The following is a 15870-nucleotide window of genomic DNA, read 5'->3' as shown; positions in this document are numbered from 1 at the left end:
GCCTGCTTTTAGTCTATGGTGTTGCGGCAGGGCGGTCGTAGCCCAGTCGAGCCAGTGTATCCACGATGGTTTGTGTCTGGCTGTCGATTTCGATGTTGACCATCATGCCTTCTTCTATCGTGCCAAAGGTTGTAGCGCGCAGGGTTTCCGGAATCAGGTGAACGTTGAAGCGGTTTCCGTTTACCTCACCAATTGTAAGACTGGCACCATTGATCGCGATATAGCCTTTGGGAAAGATGTAGCGAGCCCACTGGTCTGGAACCTGAAACCAGATTGTCACGTTGTTTTCCGGGCGCAGAATTTCAACCACATCTGCGGTTGTGTGGATGTGCCCCGATAACAGATGACCACCGATCTCATCCCCTATGCGCGCAGCCCGCTCGAAGTTGACCTTATGCCCTGGTTCCAGTTTGCCCAGTGTTGTCAGTCTCAGGGTTTCCTGCATGGCATCGAAAAACAGTGTGTTGCCGGACTGGCGGGTAACCGTCAGGCAGGTGCCATTGATAGCGACTGACGCACCAATGCTTACGTCATCGGCACTGTTGTCCGGCAGGCGGATTGCAAAGGTACTTAACCCGGTAGCAGCAGTAACACTTTCAACAACAGCAATACCCTGAACAATACCGGTGAACATAAGCAGACCTCTTTGGCTATGGGGGAGTGGCGAGTATTAGCAAGCCAGGTACTGGTTGGAAAGAATAACGAGCAGGGTTGTTGTTGCCAAGTTTGGATGTGAAAAATACTATCAGGAACATCTTGTGATTAAAGGTATGGCGCTGCTTGTCGATACCCGGTTAGATCATGCTCTTGAATGAGAGGTTCCATAACGAATTGGATAAACCGCCATGGCTCAGAACCAGAGTGCTGCAGAAGCTTTAACAGGTGCTGCTCAGGGTGCAGTGTTGCGCCCGGGGCGGTCCGCTGATCCTGCTCCTGCCACTGAGCTGCCAGAGGCAGATCAGGCAGCAGATCAGGAAGTTGCGACTGTTGAGGCGGATAGTATCCAGACCGATGCGGTGCCAGTGGAAAGCATTGGTGATGCTGACCCGGTTCAGGCTGAATCGCGTCAGCGAACGCTCAGGCTGATGTTGCGCCAGTGCGATCGTGTGTTGCTGCTGGACTTTGACTTGCTGGCAATGAACGACTGGCCCGACAATTTCAGTGTTGCGGCGGCACGCCGAAGCCGGGATTTATGGTTGTTCAGTGCCTTGGTGGCGGCGGCAATATTCCTGAGCGGGCTTACGGGGTTCGTACCCGCATGGATTGCTGGCGGTGGATTTGGAGCTTTCATCATTATTCTGCTATTGGGTATTCCAGCCGTTCGTCGGATATACACCCCGAAGCCTTCTTATCTAGACTTACTGATCAGACGTCAGCGCATGATGCGTGATGCAAGGAAGCACGCAGAGCATCTGGAGGGTAAAGAGGGGTTGATCTGGCAGTGTGCCCGCATGAATGATTTTAATCCTGCTCTCAAAAATACGCGGTTCAGCAGTCTGCTGCGTTTGTCGGAGCAAAAAGCTCTGCCCCGGGCACTGTCCCGGCGAGAGCATGTGAGGCTTTATCTGATATATCTTCTTGAAGCGGAGAAGGCATATAGCCGTGTTCAGGCGGCTTTTTTTGAAGGTAATCAGAATGCTATTGATCGTGGCTGGCAAGAGGCAGCTGCGGTGCCAGAGGACAGGGCTTGACATAAATGTGAGTCAAACGTATGTTTCAAACAGACGTTTGCTAGAGGCGCTTAAAATAAAATGGCCCAGTCGGATACTGTTGATCGAATTCTTGATGCTGCAGAGGAGTTGTTTGCTGAACGCGGTTTTGCAGAGACTTCACTACGCATGATTACCAGCAAGGCCAAGGTAAACCTTGCTGCGGTAAACTACCACTTCGGCTCCAAAAATGCGCTGATCCATGCAGTCTTTGGTCGTTTTCTGACCCCCTTTTCAGCAACACTTGAGGATGCGTTTGACGAACTCGAGGCCCGTTGTGAAGGTAAACCCCCAACGTTAAATCAGACGCTTTGGGCTCTCACCGAGAGCGCTGTTCGTATGCCTCAGCGCAATGAGATGGGTATATCGATTTTCATGCGACTGCTTGGGCTGGCGTATACACAATCGCAAGGGCATTTGCGCAAGTTTCTGGAGCAGGAATACAGTCAGCCCTTCAGCCGCTTCATGCACCTGTTGAAAGAGGCAACGCCACAGCTTTCAGCGGTGGATCGATACTGGCGTATCCAGTTCATGCTTGGGGCTACTGCCTTCACAATGTCCAGCAATGAGGCCCTGCAGGATATTCTGCGTAACAAACTGGGCGTTGAAACCACTGTCCAGGAGATTGCTGCACGCCTTGTTCCTTTCCTTGCCGCAGGCATGCAGGCGCAGGATGCACTGCTGATTCCCTCCACCAACCAGAAGGTCCCGGTTGCCTGAACCGCACCCTCTCGGGTAGGCTTTCTGCAGAATCCTGGAGGGAGTCCGATTCGTTGTGAACCATCACAACCCTGGTGCCTGTTCAATTGATATCAGCCTGGCTGATCAGAGTCTCACCCTGCTTGATGCAAGCGGGCGTGCCATTGCCTGCTACCCGGTATCCACTGCACTCAACGGTGTCGGTGAACAGAATGGCAGTGGTTGCACTCCGTCAGGTCGACATTACATACGTGCGATGATTGGTGCAGGACTGCCTGCCAATACGGTTTTCTGTGCCCGTCGCCCTACCGGTGAGATATACAGCCCGGAGCTTGCAGCCAGTTACCCCGGGCGCGACTGGATACTGAGCCGCATCCTCTGGCTCTGCGGGTTAGAGCGGGGCAGAAATCGTGGGGCAGGCGTTGATACCTTCCGTCGTTTTATATACATACATGGTACTCCGGATACTGAGCCAATGGGGCTGGCGCTTTCCCATGGCTGTATTCGTATGCGGAATGCCGATGTCATACAGCTTTTCGACTGTGCCAGGCCAGGGATGCCGGTTAATATCCGCTGAAATCAGACTGATAACACTGAACTGAGGAATCCGATGATCGGAGACATGATGACCATCGTTGATGGCTGGATCGAGAATTTCGGCGTGCTATATGAGCCATGGCGCGTGGGTATTGTAGTGTTTTCGCTGGTGTTCGGAACTGCAGCGGTTGCCTATGTTGTCAGTCATATTGTTTCTGCCCTGGAGAGAAAATTCTCGAAGACCAATAATCTCTGGGATGACGCCGTACTGCACGCTGCGCGCAAGCCGCTGGTGGCGTTTGTCTGGCTTCAGGGTGTTTACTGGGCAGCGGAGGTTGCTCATCACTATTCATCGGCCGAAATCTTCAAGGCCAATGAAACAGTACTCGAAGTCGGTTTCATTTGTATCTTTGTCTGGGCCTTGCTCCGGGCAGTAAAAGAAGGAGAGAGCATTCTTGTCTCTCCGGTAAAAATGAAAAAGCCGATGGATTACACCACCATCAATGCGATCAGCAAGCTGACGAGAGCGGTGGTGATCATTACGGCTGTGCTGATCAGCCTGCAGTCATTGGGCTATAGTCTTTCGGGTGTGCTTGCCTTTGGTGGCGTTGGCGGCATTGCGGTGGGTTTTGCAGCCAAGGATTTGCTGGCCAACTTTTTCGGTGGGTTTATTATCCATCTGGACCGTCCATTCAAGGTCGGTGACTGGGTGCGGTCGCCGGATCGTAACATTGAAGGAACCGTAGAACATATCGGGTGGCGGCTGACCACTATCCGGACGTTTGACAAGCGCCCTCTCTATGTTCCCAATGCCACGTTTACAACCATTGCCGTAGAAAATCCCTCAAGAATGACCAATCGGCGTATCTATGAGACTGTCGGTATCCGGTATGCCGATGTTGGGGATATGGAGTCTATTGTTTCGGACATCCGGTCAATGCTTGAGAATCATGACGATATTGATAATACACAAACCTTGATTGTGAATTTCCTGGCTTTCAATCAGTCATCACTGGATATCATGGTCTACGCGTTCACCAAAACAGTCCAGTGGGTCCGTTACCATGAAGTCAAGCAGGATGTGCTGCTGAAAATCAGTGATGTGATTGCCAGCCACGGCGGTGAGATAGCCTTCCCGACGCAGACTCTGTATATAAATGATGAGACCCGGACTCCTGATATGGAAAATGACGGGGCAGCCGGTGAAAAGCCGGAAACACGCGGTATTCAAGATACCCGCACGCAAAACCGCAGTCGCCGTAATGACACCCCTGCGGGCGATGTTGGAGAGCAGTCCCTGGATGCAGGAGATGGATATTGATGACTGATACCAGCAGCGTGGTAGGCATTATTGGTGGCACCGGCCTGACAACTCTTTCAGGTCTTGAGGTGAAAGGGAGCAGGGAGGTAGACACACCTTGGGGTGCGCCATCTTCAGAACTGATCGAGGGTCATCTGGATGGCCAGCCTGTGGTATTCCTTTCCCGGCATGGTAACCCTCATCGGATACCACCCCACGAAGTGAACTATAGAGCCAATATAAAAGCACTTTATGATGCTGGAGTCCGAACCCTGGTCGGCGTGAATGCGGTGGGGGGGATTCATTCAGATATGGGTCCCGCATGCGTGGTTATCCCTGAGCAGATTATTGATTACACATGGGGCAGGGCAAGTACCTTTTTTGAGGGTGATCTGGAATCAGTAACTCATATTGATTTTACCTGGCCATATGACCAGTCTGCGAGAGACATTCTGATAGGTGCTGCAACGGCCCATGGAGTGCCGTTTGCCGGGTTTGGTGTTTATGGTGCAACTCAGGGCCCCCGGCTGGAAACTGCTGCAGAAATACGTCGCATGGAGCGGGACGGGTGTGATCTGGTAGGGATGACCGGTATGCCGGAAGCGGCTCTGGCTGCGGAGTTGGGTATGCGTTATGTATGCCTGGGTCTGGTGGTGAACCGGGCGGCCGGGAAGTCAGATCACATTATTACCATGACGGAAATTGAAGCGGCCATCGAGCAGGGGATGTCTGGTGTCAGACGGATTCTTGAAGTCTCGATGGCCGATCTCGGTGCGCTTGCTAGTTTGCCTCAATCTTCCTGAAGAATACGAGGACGCCGATAGTGGGAGAGTCCAGGAAGTGGATTTCCTCACTTCGCATCCTGCGGGTTTCTCGGATCCATGTCAGTAACTCCGGCGGTACCTCAGGGTTGATGGTCAGCGCTGCTGTATCGGTGCCGGTGGTTTCGCCCGGGTTGCTCTCGGTAATTCCCGTCACAGCAGTCTTTCCATCCTGCCAGTGGTTAAGGTGGACGGTGACGTGCAGGTAGCGCTGACGATCGATGGTAATATGCCCTTCAACCTCTCTCTGGCCTGCCTGAGTCAGCCAGTCTCCGATTTCGATGCGCAACGGCTGGCCTTTATAGTTGGGCGGGAATGATTCGTACCATCCTGTAGACATAAGCACCCGGTAACGACCACTCCGCTCCAGCCGGTTAGCTGCGCTCCCGAGATGAAGCTGGTTGCGTGATGCGAGTTTGAACGATGAGATCACATTGCCGTCACCGGTTACGCGATATAGGTCTTTGCTGGTGTCCACCGGAGGCTCTGCTTTACGATTAGCCATGCGCTCATTCACTGCACCCGGATCGACGATGCGTTCCAGGATGACGAACTCTGCCCGGTAAAAATTGTTGGGGGTTTGCTGTGCATGGCTCACCATCGCAGTCGATAGTAACAATGCCGTCAGAAGTGTGCGTGCCAGTAGCTGATACATGGGATTACCGTCAGTCTGCAAGAGTTTGCTCCAGTTTTGTTCGGGCCGCTTCATGTGGTAGCGGTACTTGGTGCAGGTGCAAGTTCGCCCAGCATCCGGGAAATGCCGTCGAGTTTACCATTGGTTGAGGCGTCCTTCAGCCGAAAACGGAAGCTGTTGGCACCTTCAAGGCGATATGTGTCCGGAGCGGATTGCATTTTTTTAACCAGCATCAATGGATCCACGGGAGTAGAACTGCCGAATTCAAGACGTGCCCATTCCTTGCCTGCGTCCACTTTAACAATGCCCAGAGCTTCCGCCTTGAGTCTGAGCTCCGTTTGCAGAACCAGGTTTTTTACGGGTTCGGGTAATAATCCAAAGCGGTCAATCATTTCAACCTGAAGTTCTTTTAATGCTTCGCGATTACTGACGCTGGCTATTCGTTTATAGAGCATCAGCCGGTTATGGACATCCGGGAGGTAATCCTCCGGGATCAGTGCCGGTATGCGAAGGTTCATTTCTGTGCCGTGGCTAAGGGGAAGCTCAGCGTTGGGTGTGCGACCTTCACGAATGGCTTTTACCGCTTCGTCCAGAAGTTGCATGTACAGAGTGAAGCCGATGCTTTCAATCTGTCCGCTTTGCTCGTCACCCAGCAATTCGCCGGCACCGCGGATCTCCAGATCGTGTGTTGCAAGCATGAAGCCGGCACCGAGATCCTGGGCTTCGGAAATGGCTTCCAGTCGTTTTTTTGCGTCTGGTGTTATTGCTTTCGGTGGTGGTGTCAGCAGGTATGCGTATGCCTGATGGTGTGAGCGGCCAACGCGGCCCCGAAGCTGATGCAGCTGGGCAAGGCCGAACTTGTCGGCGCGCTCGATAATGATGGTGTTGGCGCTGGGGATATCGATACCTGTCTCAATAATGGTAGTGCACACCAGTACATTGAAGCGCTTGTGATAGAAGTCAGACATGATCTGCTCAAGCTGTCTCTCCCCCATCTGGCCATGAGCAACGCCCACCCGGGCCTCGGGAACCAGACGCCGCAGATCTTCTGCGGTTTTCTCAATGCTCGCAACATCATTGTGCAGGACATAGACCTGGCCGCCGCGGAGAATCTCACGCAGGATGGCTTCTTTGACCGTTGCCTCGTCACGCTGGCGTACAAATGTTTTCACCGAGAGTCGCCGGGCAGGTGGTGTGGCAATAATGGAGAGATCTCTCAGGTGTCCCATGGCCATATTGAGCGTTCTTGGGATGGGCGTGGCGGTAAGGTTCAGCATGTCCACTTCCGCGCGCAGGGATTTCAGTTTTTCTTTCTGTCCAACGCCGAATCTGTGTTCTTCATCAATGATTACCAGTCCCAGATTTTTGAAGTGGATGTCGCCCTGGAGTAGTTTGTGGGTGCCAATAACAATATCGGCTTTGCCACTTTCGATGGATTCCTGAGCCTTGCTGGTCTGGCTGGCGCTGCGGAAGCGGCTTAACAGTTCGATATTGACAGGCGTATCCGAGAAACGATCGCGGAAGGATTCATAGTGTTGCTGGGCCAGTAGTGTCGTCGGTACAAGCACCGCCACCTGCTTTCCGGACCAGGTCGCCAGAAAGGCGGCTCGCATGGCAACTTCAGTTTTGCCGAAACCGACATCACCGCACACCAGTCGATCCATGGGCTTTTCACTGGTCATGTCCTCGAACACGGCCTGGATAGCTATCTGCTGATCCGGAGTCTCTTCAAAAGGGAACCCTGCTGCAAAGGCACGATAGGCTTCTTTCGGATCTTCGAAGGCAAACCCCTTGCGGGCTTCGCGACGCGCATATACATCCAGAAGCTCGGCTGCAGTATCGCGAATTTTTTCAAGAGCCTTCTGTTTGGCTGCGCTCCAGCGTTCGGTGCCCAGCTTGTGTAACGGCGCGTGTTCTGTGTCTGATCCGGCGTAACGGGAAATCAGGTGCAGGCTGGATACAGGGACATACAGTTTTGCGCCGCCGGCATATTCGAGCATCAGAAACTCGCTGGACTCGCCTTCTACGGTAATGTTTTCCAGGCCAAGGTAACGGCCGACACCATGGTCGATATGCACAACTGGTGAGCCTACCCGCAGCTCGGACAGGTCGCGATAGCCATCGTCATTTATTTCCGTCGGCTTATCACGTCTCCGGCGCTGTAAAACCCGCTCACCGAACAGGCCGGTTTCAGTAAAGAGGGCAATATGGTGATCTGGTAATACCAGTCCCTGCTCCATGGGAGCAATGGTGATGCCCAGTGCGCTGCTTTTGTCTGACAGAAACTCACGCCAGTTTTCAAACACCTTCAGCTGAAGCTTGTGCTCTCCAAGGTTTTCAATCAGGGCCTCCCGCCGCCCTGAGGACTCGGCACATATCAGTACCCGCCCGGAAAATGTCTGTATAAAACGCTTGAGGCGTCCTGCAGGTTCGGCTGCCCGCGCGTCCATCGCGATGTCCGGAAGTGCTTCGCTGGCACAATTGGTCGTGCCACTGCCTTCTGCCCGTTCAGATGTAGTGGTTACCCGGGGAAAGGCTTTGAGATAACCAAACAGTTCGTCCTGCTGCAAAAACAGAACGGAGGGGGGGAGTATCGGACGCAACCGGTCATGGCGGCGATCTTCGTAACGATTCCGGGTATCTGTATCAAAGTGGTTGACCGCTTCGTTCAGGCCATCAGCTGTAAAAACATGGGTGGTGCCGGGCAGGTAGTCGAAAAGAGTAGCTGTCTGGTCAAAAAATAACGGCAGGTAATATTCGATGCCCGGTGGCGTAATGCCGTGGGTGACGTCCTGATAAATCGGCGAGTTTTTGTCCGCATTCGGGAAATGCTCGAACCAGCGGCCGCGAAAACCGGAACGGGCCTCCTTGTGCCAGGGGAACTCATAGGCAGGCAGAAGTTCGATGCGTTCTATCCGTTCGATGGTGCGTTGGGTTTCCGGATCGAAAGTGCGCAGTGTTTCCACTTCGTTATCGAAGAGGTCGATTCGGTAGGGCAGACTGGAGCCCATGGGGAATATGTCGATTATGGAGCCGCGAACGGCATACTCTCCGTGCTCATAGACGTTTTCAGAGTGCCGGTAGCCAGCCGTGGCCAGTTGCAGGCGCCAGTTATCGATGTCCAGGGACTGGCCGGTTTCCAGTAGCAGGGTATTGCCTTGAAGATAGTTTACCGGAGGCAGTCGGTGCATCAGGGTTCTGGCGGGCACCACAATTACGCCATGCTGAATGCCAGGCAGTCTGTGCAAGGTGCGAATCCGCCTGGAGGTAATATCCTGATGTGGTGAAAACAGATCGTAGGGCAGGGTTTCCCAGTCCGGCAACGACAGCAGTTCCAGGCCTTCTTCAGTAACCGTGGCGCCATCTTCCTCTGCTGGCAGCCCCAGGAAAAACCGCATGGACTGCTCCAGCCGGATTGCGTCGGCGGTGCTGCGGGTGATAACCAGAGTCAGCCCCTTGTGGGCTCTGGCGCTTTCACAGATGGCCAGAGCGTCGCTGCTGCCATGCAATTGCCCCCAGGTGCGGTGATCGGCCTGTTTAGAGGGAAATTGCGGCGCGATCAGTGTTTGCAGTGAGGTGGAAGTCGGGGCACCTTGATTCATGGGCAGTCGTTTTCTCCTGCTGTGGGTGGTGAGGGGCCTGTGAGCCGGCTATTCTAGCGCCCCCGGATGACGGTGTCATGGCGGCATGTCTGGATGTTCGTGCCAGTTGGTATTTGCCGTTAGGCTGTTTAAGTTGGATAATGCCCGACCTTAATTATTCCACGTGCGAAAAAACACAGGGGTCCCTATCGTGAGTCACGAGCAGATGAACCAGTGCCTGTCCAACTGGATGGACAGAGAATCCACCGCGGAGGCGATGATTCCGCTGATTGGCCGTCTTTACCGGAAAAACAACGTTGTCACCTCCGTATACGGTCGCGCAATTATCAACCAGTCGGTTATTGATATTATTCGCGCTCACAGATTTGTTCGTCAGGTGGAGCAAAGCGAGCTGTCTGTCCACGACACTCTGCCAATTCTGCAGGCGATGGACCAGATGGAGCTTGGGCGTGCACACGTCGACATTGGTAAGCTGGCGGTAAAGTTCAAGGAAGAAGGCGGTGATCTGACCGAATTCCTCAAGAAAGAAATTGGTCCTGTCGTTGGTCTGTACCCCTCCCAGTCGGAAGAAGATGCAAGCAACGACACCAAAGATGTTGTGCTGTATGGCTTCGGTCGTATCGGGCGTCTGCTTGCACGTATTCTGATCGAGAAAGCCGGTGGCGGTAATAATCTCCGCCTGCGGGCTATTGTTGTGCGCCACGGCGGCGCGAAAAGCGATCTTGAAAAACGTGCCAGCCTGCTGCGCCGCGATTCCGTTCACGGTCCCTTTGACGGCACCATCACCGTGGATGAAGAAGAATCGGCGCTGATTGTCAACGGCAATTACATCAAGGTGATTTACTCGGCAGGTCCTGATCAGGTTGATTACACCCAGTACGGGATCAACAACGCCATAGTTGTGGATAACACAGGTATCTGGCGTGACGAGGAAGGCCTTGGGCTGCACCTGAAATCCAAGGGTGTCAGCCGGGTACTGCTGACGGCTCCGGGCAAGGGTGATATCAAAAATATCGTTTACGGTATAAACAGCGACTGGATTACAGACGAGGACAAGATCCTGTCTGCGGCCTCCTGTACTACCAACGCGATTACCCCGGTGCTTAAGGCGATCTATGACGAGTATGGCATTGAAGATGGCCACGTTGAAACAGTGCACTCGTACACTAATGACCAGAACCTGATTGATAACTACCATAAAGGCAGCCGCCGTGGCCGGAGTGCCGCATTGAATATGGTTATCACCGAAACCGGCGCGGCAAAGGCCGTTTCCAAAGCTTTGCCAGAACTGACCGGCAAGCTGACCGGAAACGCTATCCGGGTTCCGACCCCGAACGTTTCCATGGCAATCCTGAACCTCAACCTGAAAAAAGAGGTTGATGTGGAAGGGGTTAACGAATTTCTGCGTGAAATGGCATTGCACTCGGAATTGCAGAAACAAATCGATTTTGTGAATTCTCCGGAAGTGGTGTCTACAGACTTCGTTGGCTCACGCCATGCAGGTATCGTTGATGCTCAGGCAACAATTACTGCTGGAAAACGTCTGATTCTCTATGTCTGGTACGACAATGAATTTGGCTACAGCGCACAGGTGGTGCGGGTGGTCAATCAGATGGCTGGTATCAGTTACCCTATTTTCCCGAAGCGTTCGCGCGACTGAGAAGGGGGCGCCGGAACTGGCGCTGATAGCACCAAAAAACCGGCGCCGTAAGGCGTCGGTTTTTTTTGTTTCCGCGAAAGCTTGTCCGGGATTTAAGTTACTGGACAAACCAGTGCTTGTTTCAGGTGGAAATAGCTTGCCTTAAACTCTATAATTGGCGCGATTTTGGGTATGTCTGGCTCTCCGTTTCCCGACGTTACTTCCGGGCCGCAGGGGTCGGGCCATACAAATGCACAGAATAGTTTCTGATGATTGGATGAGGCTAATGATCAAAATCAAAAAAGGCCTGGATCTTCCCATCAGCGGCGCTCCCGAACAGACCATTACAGACGGAAAACCAGTTCGCCACGTGGCGTTAATTGGTTTCGACTATGTCGGCATGAAGCCGACGATGGCTGTTAAAGAAGGGGACCGTGTCAAGCGCGGTACGCTGCTGTTCACGGACAAGAAGACCGAAGGCGTTCGTTATACATCACCTGCCGCTGGTGTGGTGAAAGAAATTAATCGCGGTGAGCGTCGGGTTTTCCAGTCAGTTGTCATCGAAGTGGATGGTGATGAAGCTGAAACCTTCGCCCGTTTCAATGACTCGGATCTGGCTGGTCTGGAACGTCAGCAGGTGGTTGATAACCTGGTGGAGTCCGGCTTGTGGACGGCCCTGAAGACCCGCCCCTACAGCAAAGTCCCTGCAATCGATACCGCTCCGCATTCCATTTTTGTATCCGTTATGGACACCAATCCGCTGGCAGCTGATCCCGCTGTGGTGATTGCTGAGAATGCTGCGGCGTTTGAGAACGGGCTGACCGTTCTTGGCAGGCTCACCTCCGGCAAAGTATTCGTAACCGGGCGGCCTGGTGCCAATGTGTCTGTTCCGAAGGCGGATAATATTGAAGTCCAGCAATTTGATGGACTGCATCCTGCCGGAAACGTAGGGACGCATATTCATTACCTTGATCCGGTCTCAATCTCGAAGACTGTCTGGACAATCAATTACCAGGACGTGATTGATGTCGGGCTCCTGTTTACAACCGGCGAGCTGAACGTCAGCCGGATTGTTGCGCTTGGCGGCCCCAAGGCTTTGAAGCCGCGGCTGGTACGCACCCGCCTGGGCGCGAGCCTGGCTGAGCTGCTTGATGGCGAAGTGGCCACAGACTGCGATGTGCGTGCGATTTCCGGTTCCGTATTTGGCGGTCGTCGTGGTGATGGTCCCTGTGCATACCTTGGCCGTTTTGCCAACCAGGTGTCCTTGCTCGAAGAGGGTAACAAGCGTCACTTCATGGGATGGCTCTCGCCAGGCATCAACAAGTTCTCCGTTCTGAATATTTACCTGTCGAAGCTTTCTGGCGGTAAATTGTTCGACTTCACCACCACCACCAACGGTAGTGAAAGAGCGATGGTACCTGTGGGTTCCTATGAGAAGGTCATGCCCCTCGATATTTTACCTACCCAGCTGTTGCGCGCGCTTATTGTCGGTGATACCGAAATGGCTCAGAAGCTCGGCGCTCTGGAACTGGATGAAGAAGATCTGGCGCTGTGCACCTTCGTGTGCCCGGGTAAATATGAATACGGTCCGATTCTCCGCGAGAATCTGACCCGAATCGAGATCGAGGGCTAATACGATGGCTATCAGGCAGTTTCTCGATGGAATCGAGCATCATTTTGAAAAAGGCGGTAAGTATGAGCGCTGGTATGCGCTGTACGAAGCTGCTGACACAATTTTCTACACACCCAGCTCGGTAACTTCCACAACTTCGCACGTACGTGATGGTGTTGATCTCAAACGCATCATGATCACGGTCTGGTTGTGTACTTTTCCGGCTATGTTCTTTGGTATGTGGAACATCGGTTTCCAGGCCAACAGTTTTCTGGCATCAAACCCGGATGCTTTGATTGCTGATGGTGGACTACGCGCTGCCTTTATACAGGCTCTTGCTGTTACCGGGGCTGGCGCTGGTGTCTGGGACAATTTTGTCTACGGGATGGCCTATTTTATTCCCGTATATGCCGTCACCTTCGTGGTTGGTGGTTTCTGGGAAGTACTCTTTGCCACCGTGCGTCGCCACGAGGTGAATGAGGGCTTCTTTGTAACCTCAATCCTGTTTGCGTTGATCTGTCCTCCCACTATCCCTCTGTGGCAGGTGGCTCTGGGCATTACCTTCGGCGTCGTGATTGGCAAGGAAGTTTTCGGTGGTACCGGTAAAAACTTCCTGAACCCGGCACTGACCGGTCGCGCGTTTCTGTACTTTGCCTACCCGGCTCAGATCTCCGGCGATACGGTGTGGACTGCTGTTGACGGCTTCAGTGGCGCAACGGCCCTGAGCTGGGCAGCAAGCGGTGGCATGGATGCGCTTGAAAGCAATATTGGCTGGATGAATGCATTCATGGGCTCCATTCAGGGCTCCATGGGCGAAACCTCAACGCTGGCAGTGCTGATTGGTGGTCTCGTGCTGATTGCTATGCGCATCGCCAGCTACCGGATTGTGGGCGGTGTCATGATCGGCATGATCGGCATGTCTGTTCTGCTCAATGTTGTCGGTTCCGAAACCAATCCCATGTTCGCGGTTCCTGCTCACTGGCATCTGGTTATGGGTGGTTTTGCTTTCGGTATGATGTTCATGGCAACAGACCCTGTCTCTGCGGCCATGACCAATACCGGCCGCTGGTGCTTCGGTATTCTGGTTGGCGTAATGACTATCCTGATCCGGGTCATCAACCCGGCTTTCCCGGAAGGTATTATGCTGGCAATTCTGTTTGCTAACCTCTTTGCTCCGTTGATGGATCATTATGTGGTTCAGGCAAATGTTAAAAGGAGGCTCGCTCGTGTCTAACAGTAAAGAAACAGTCTCCAGAACGCTGATCGTTGCTTTGGTACTGAGTATTGTATTTTCCGTTGTGGTGTCTACCGCAGCGGTAGTGCTCCGTCCTGCACAGATCAAGAACCAGAACCTGGATATCAAGACCAACATCCTGTCTGCAGCAGGAATGCTGCCTCAGGGCGCGGGTGCTGACGAAATTGAGCAGGTTTTTGCGCAGTTTGAAGTGCGCCTTGTGGATCTCGAAACCGGTGACTTTGTTGAGCCTTCGTCGGTAAACGTACAAGATCCCATGAAGTACGATATGTACAAAGCCGCGTCGGATCCGGGAATGTCCACCAGCATACCTGCCTCAGAAGACATGGCCGGTATCAAGCGTCGTCCCAATGTTGCCAAGGTATACACCCTGAGCGAAAACGGGAATCTGAAGCGGGTGGTGCTGCCGATTCACGGTTACGGGCTTTGGTCCACGCTCTACGGTTTTATGTCACTTGAGGGTGATCTCAACACTATTGAAGGTCTGGGTTTCTATGCGCATGCGGAAACTCCGGGTCTTGGTGGTGAAGTTGATAACCCGCGCTGGAAATCCCAGTGGGTTGGCAAGGAACTTTACGGTGAGGACAAAACCGAACCTCAGATCCGCCTGATTAAAGGTGGTGTCGGAGCCAATGCTGCAGATAAAGAGCACAAGGTTGATGCGCTTTCTGGTGCAACCCTGACCAGTCGAGGTGTTCAGCAGCTGGTTAACTACTGGATGGGTGACCGGGGTTACGCGCCGTTCCTCAAGAAACTTCGTGAAGGGGAGGTCTGATCATGGCCGAAGTAACTGCCAAACAGGTTCTTTTTGAACCGATTTTCAGTAACAACCCGATCGGGCTGCAGATCCTGGGTATCTGTTCCGCACTTGCGGTAACCACCAGCATGAACGTCACCATCGTTATGTGTCTGTCGGTTATTGCTGTTACCGCGTTCTCCAACCTGGCTGTATCACTGGTTCGTACCCAGATTCCGGGAAGTATCCGGATCATTGTACAGATGACCATTATCGCCTCACTGGTAATCGTGGTTGATCAGATACTCAAGGCCTATGCCTATGAGATCAGCAAACAGCTTTCTGTATTTGTTGGTCTGATCATTACCAACTGTATTGTTATGGGTCGCGCAGAAGGCTTCGCCATGAAAAACGGTCCCTGGCTGAGCTTCCTGGATGGCATCGGTAACGGTATGGGTTACTCAGTCATGCTGCTGTTTGTCGCCTTCTTCCGCGAGCTGCTGGGTGCTGGTTCGTTGTTTGGTGTCACTCTGCTGTCACCAGTCAACGAAGGCGGCTGGTACATCACCAACGGCCTGCTACTGCTGCCACCAAGTGCGTTCTTTATCATTGGTCTGGCGATCTGGGGGCTTCGCACCTGGATGCCGGAGCAGGTTGAGGAACCGGACTACAAAATGTCCCGCCACACCCATAAGGAGGCCTTCTGATGGAGCACTATATCAGCCTGCTTCTCAAAGCTATCTTCATTGAGAACATGGCGCTTGCGTTCTTCCTGGGTATGTGCACATTCCTTGCTATTTCCAAGAAGATAGAAGCAGCTACGGGTCTGGGTATTGCCGTTGTTGTTGTTCTGACACTTACCGTGCCAGTCAACAACCTGATCTACAACAACATCCTGCGCGAAGGTGCGCTGGCATGGGCGGGTTTGCCCGATGTTGATCTGAGTTTCCTCGGATTGATTACCTATATTGGTGTTATCGCGGCCATTGTCCAGATCATGGAAATGATTCTGGATAAATATATCCCGGCACTTTATTCCGCACTGGGCGTGTTCCTGCCGTTGATTACGGTGAACTGCGCCATCATGGGTGCTGCACTGTTCATGGTGGAACGTGACTACACCTTCGGTGAAAGTGTGGTTTATGGCTTTGGTGCTGGTGTGGGCTGGGCTTTGGCTATTGTTGCCCTGGCCGGTATCCGTGAAAAGCTGAAATATAGCGATGTTCCTGAAGGGCTTCGTGGCCTGGGTATCACCTTCATTACTGTCGGTCTGATGTCCCTTGGCTTTATGTCCTTCTCGGGGATTTCCCTGTAACCCATCCGGTG

14 protein-coding genes are annotated in these 15870 nt (G+C 53.1%); 11 read left to right on the top strand and 3 right to left on the bottom strand.

Features of this window, described 5'->3' with window-relative positions:
• Positions 1–13 precede the first annotated feature (13 nt).
• Positions 14–634 (bottom strand): riboflavin synthase subunit alpha, encoded by a 621-nt coding sequence (locus DS878_RS06685; RefSeq protein ID WP_113815184.1) that lies wholly within the window; start codon positions 632–634, stop codon positions 14–16.
• Positions 635–845: 211 nt separating this feature from the next.
• Here DS878_RS06685 and DS878_RS06680 point away from each other — a divergent pair, with 211 nt between their 5' ends.
• From DS878_RS06680 to DS878_RS06660, 5 genes are read left to right on the top strand one after another with little or no spacing between them, the layout of a single operon-like run.
• Entirely contained in the window at positions 846–1691 is an 846-nt protein-coding gene (locus tag DS878_RS06680; RefSeq protein ID WP_113815183.1) for a hypothetical protein, read from the top strand.
• A gap of 60 nt (positions 1692–1751) precedes the next feature.
• On the top strand, positions 1752–2429 hold the full coding sequence (locus tag DS878_RS06675; RefSeq protein ID WP_113815182.1) for a TetR/AcrR family transcriptional regulator: 678 nt from the start codon (positions 1752–1754) through the stop codon (positions 2427–2429).
• 55 nt (positions 2430–2484) lie between these two features.
• On the top strand, positions 2485–2985 hold the full coding sequence (locus DS878_RS06670; protein WP_113815181.1) for a L,D-transpeptidase: 501 nt from the start codon (positions 2485–2487) through the stop codon (positions 2983–2985).
• Between the two features lie 33 nt (positions 2986–3018).
• Positions 3019–4266, top strand: a complete 1248-nt coding sequence (locus DS878_RS06665; protein WP_113815180.1) for a mechanosensitive ion channel family protein — start codon at positions 3019–3021, stop codon at positions 4264–4266.
• Positions 4266–5048, top strand: coding sequence for an S-methyl-5'-thioinosine phosphorylase (locus DS878_RS06660; protein ID WP_113815179.1), 783 nt, complete (start codon positions 4266–4268; stop codon positions 5046–5048). Before DS878_RS06665 ends, DS878_RS06660 begins: the two co-directional genes overlap by 1 nt.
• On the opposite strand, the gene DS878_RS06655 is transcribed toward DS878_RS06660, so the two are convergent.
• Both DS878_RS06655 and mfd read right to left on the bottom strand, forming a co-directional pair.
• Positions 5026–5742, bottom strand: coding sequence for a peptidoglycan binding protein CsiV (locus DS878_RS06655; RefSeq protein ID WP_261977647.1), 717 nt, complete (start codon positions 5740–5742; stop codon positions 5026–5028). The two genes, DS878_RS06660 and DS878_RS06655, sit on opposite strands and share 23 nt — an antisense overlap.
• Positions 5743–5771: 29 nt before the next feature.
• Positions 5772–9302 carry a transcription-repair coupling factor gene (gene mfd / locus DS878_RS06650; protein ID WP_113815178.1) on the bottom strand — a complete coding sequence of 1177 codons (3531 nt, stop codon included), beginning with the start codon at positions 9300–9302 and terminating at the stop codon, positions 5772–5774.
• Positions 9303–9507: 205 nt separating this feature from the next.
• Here mfd and DS878_RS06645 point away from each other — a divergent pair, with 205 nt between their 5' ends.
• The 6 genes from DS878_RS06645 to nqrE all read left to right on the top strand — a co-directional run bounded on the left by DS878_RS06645 (position 9508) and on the right by nqrE (position 15859).
• Positions 9508–10962, top strand: a complete 1455-nt coding sequence (locus tag DS878_RS06645) for a glyceraldehyde-3-phosphate dehydrogenase (protein WP_261977685.1) — start codon at positions 9508–9510, stop codon at positions 10960–10962.
• Between the two features lie 265 nt (positions 10963–11227).
• Positions 11228–12574 carry a Na(+)-translocating NADH-quinone reductase subunit A gene (locus DS878_RS06640; RefSeq protein ID WP_113815176.1) on the top strand — a complete coding sequence of 449 codons (1347 nt, stop codon included), beginning with the start codon at positions 11228–11230 and terminating at the stop codon, positions 12572–12574.
• A 4-nt stretch (positions 12575–12578) separates the two neighbouring features.
• Complete coding sequence (locus tag DS878_RS06635) at positions 12579–13787, top strand: NADH:ubiquinone reductase (Na(+)-transporting) subunit B (protein ID WP_113815175.1); 1209 nt, start codon at positions 12579–12581, stop codon at positions 13785–13787.
• On the top strand, positions 13780–14583 hold the full coding sequence (locus tag DS878_RS06630) for a Na(+)-translocating NADH-quinone reductase subunit C (protein WP_113815174.1): 804 nt from the start codon (positions 13780–13782) through the stop codon (positions 14581–14583). Before DS878_RS06635 ends, DS878_RS06630 begins: the two co-directional genes overlap by 8 nt.
• A gap of 2 nt (positions 14584–14585) precedes the next feature.
• The gene (locus tag DS878_RS06625) at positions 14586–15251 is read left to right on the top strand and encodes an NADH:ubiquinone reductase (Na(+)-transporting) subunit D (RefSeq protein ID WP_113815173.1); all 666 of its coding nucleotides are present in this window, start codon (positions 14586–14588) and stop codon (positions 15249–15251) included.
• Entirely contained in the window at positions 15251–15859 is a 609-nt protein-coding gene (gene nqrE, locus DS878_RS06620) for an NADH:ubiquinone reductase (Na(+)-transporting) subunit E (protein ID WP_113815172.1), read from the top strand. Before DS878_RS06625 ends, nqrE begins: the two co-directional genes overlap by 1 nt.
• Positions 15860–15870 lie beyond the last annotated feature (11 nt).

This window comes from Marinobacter sp. F3R11 (genome assembly GCF_003318275.1).
Classification (GTDB): Bacteria; Pseudomonadota; Gammaproteobacteria; order Pseudomonadales; family Oleiphilaceae; genus Marinobacter.
Note: the sequence above shows the minus strand (reverse complement) of the source record. Positions and strands in the feature narration are given on the sequence as shown.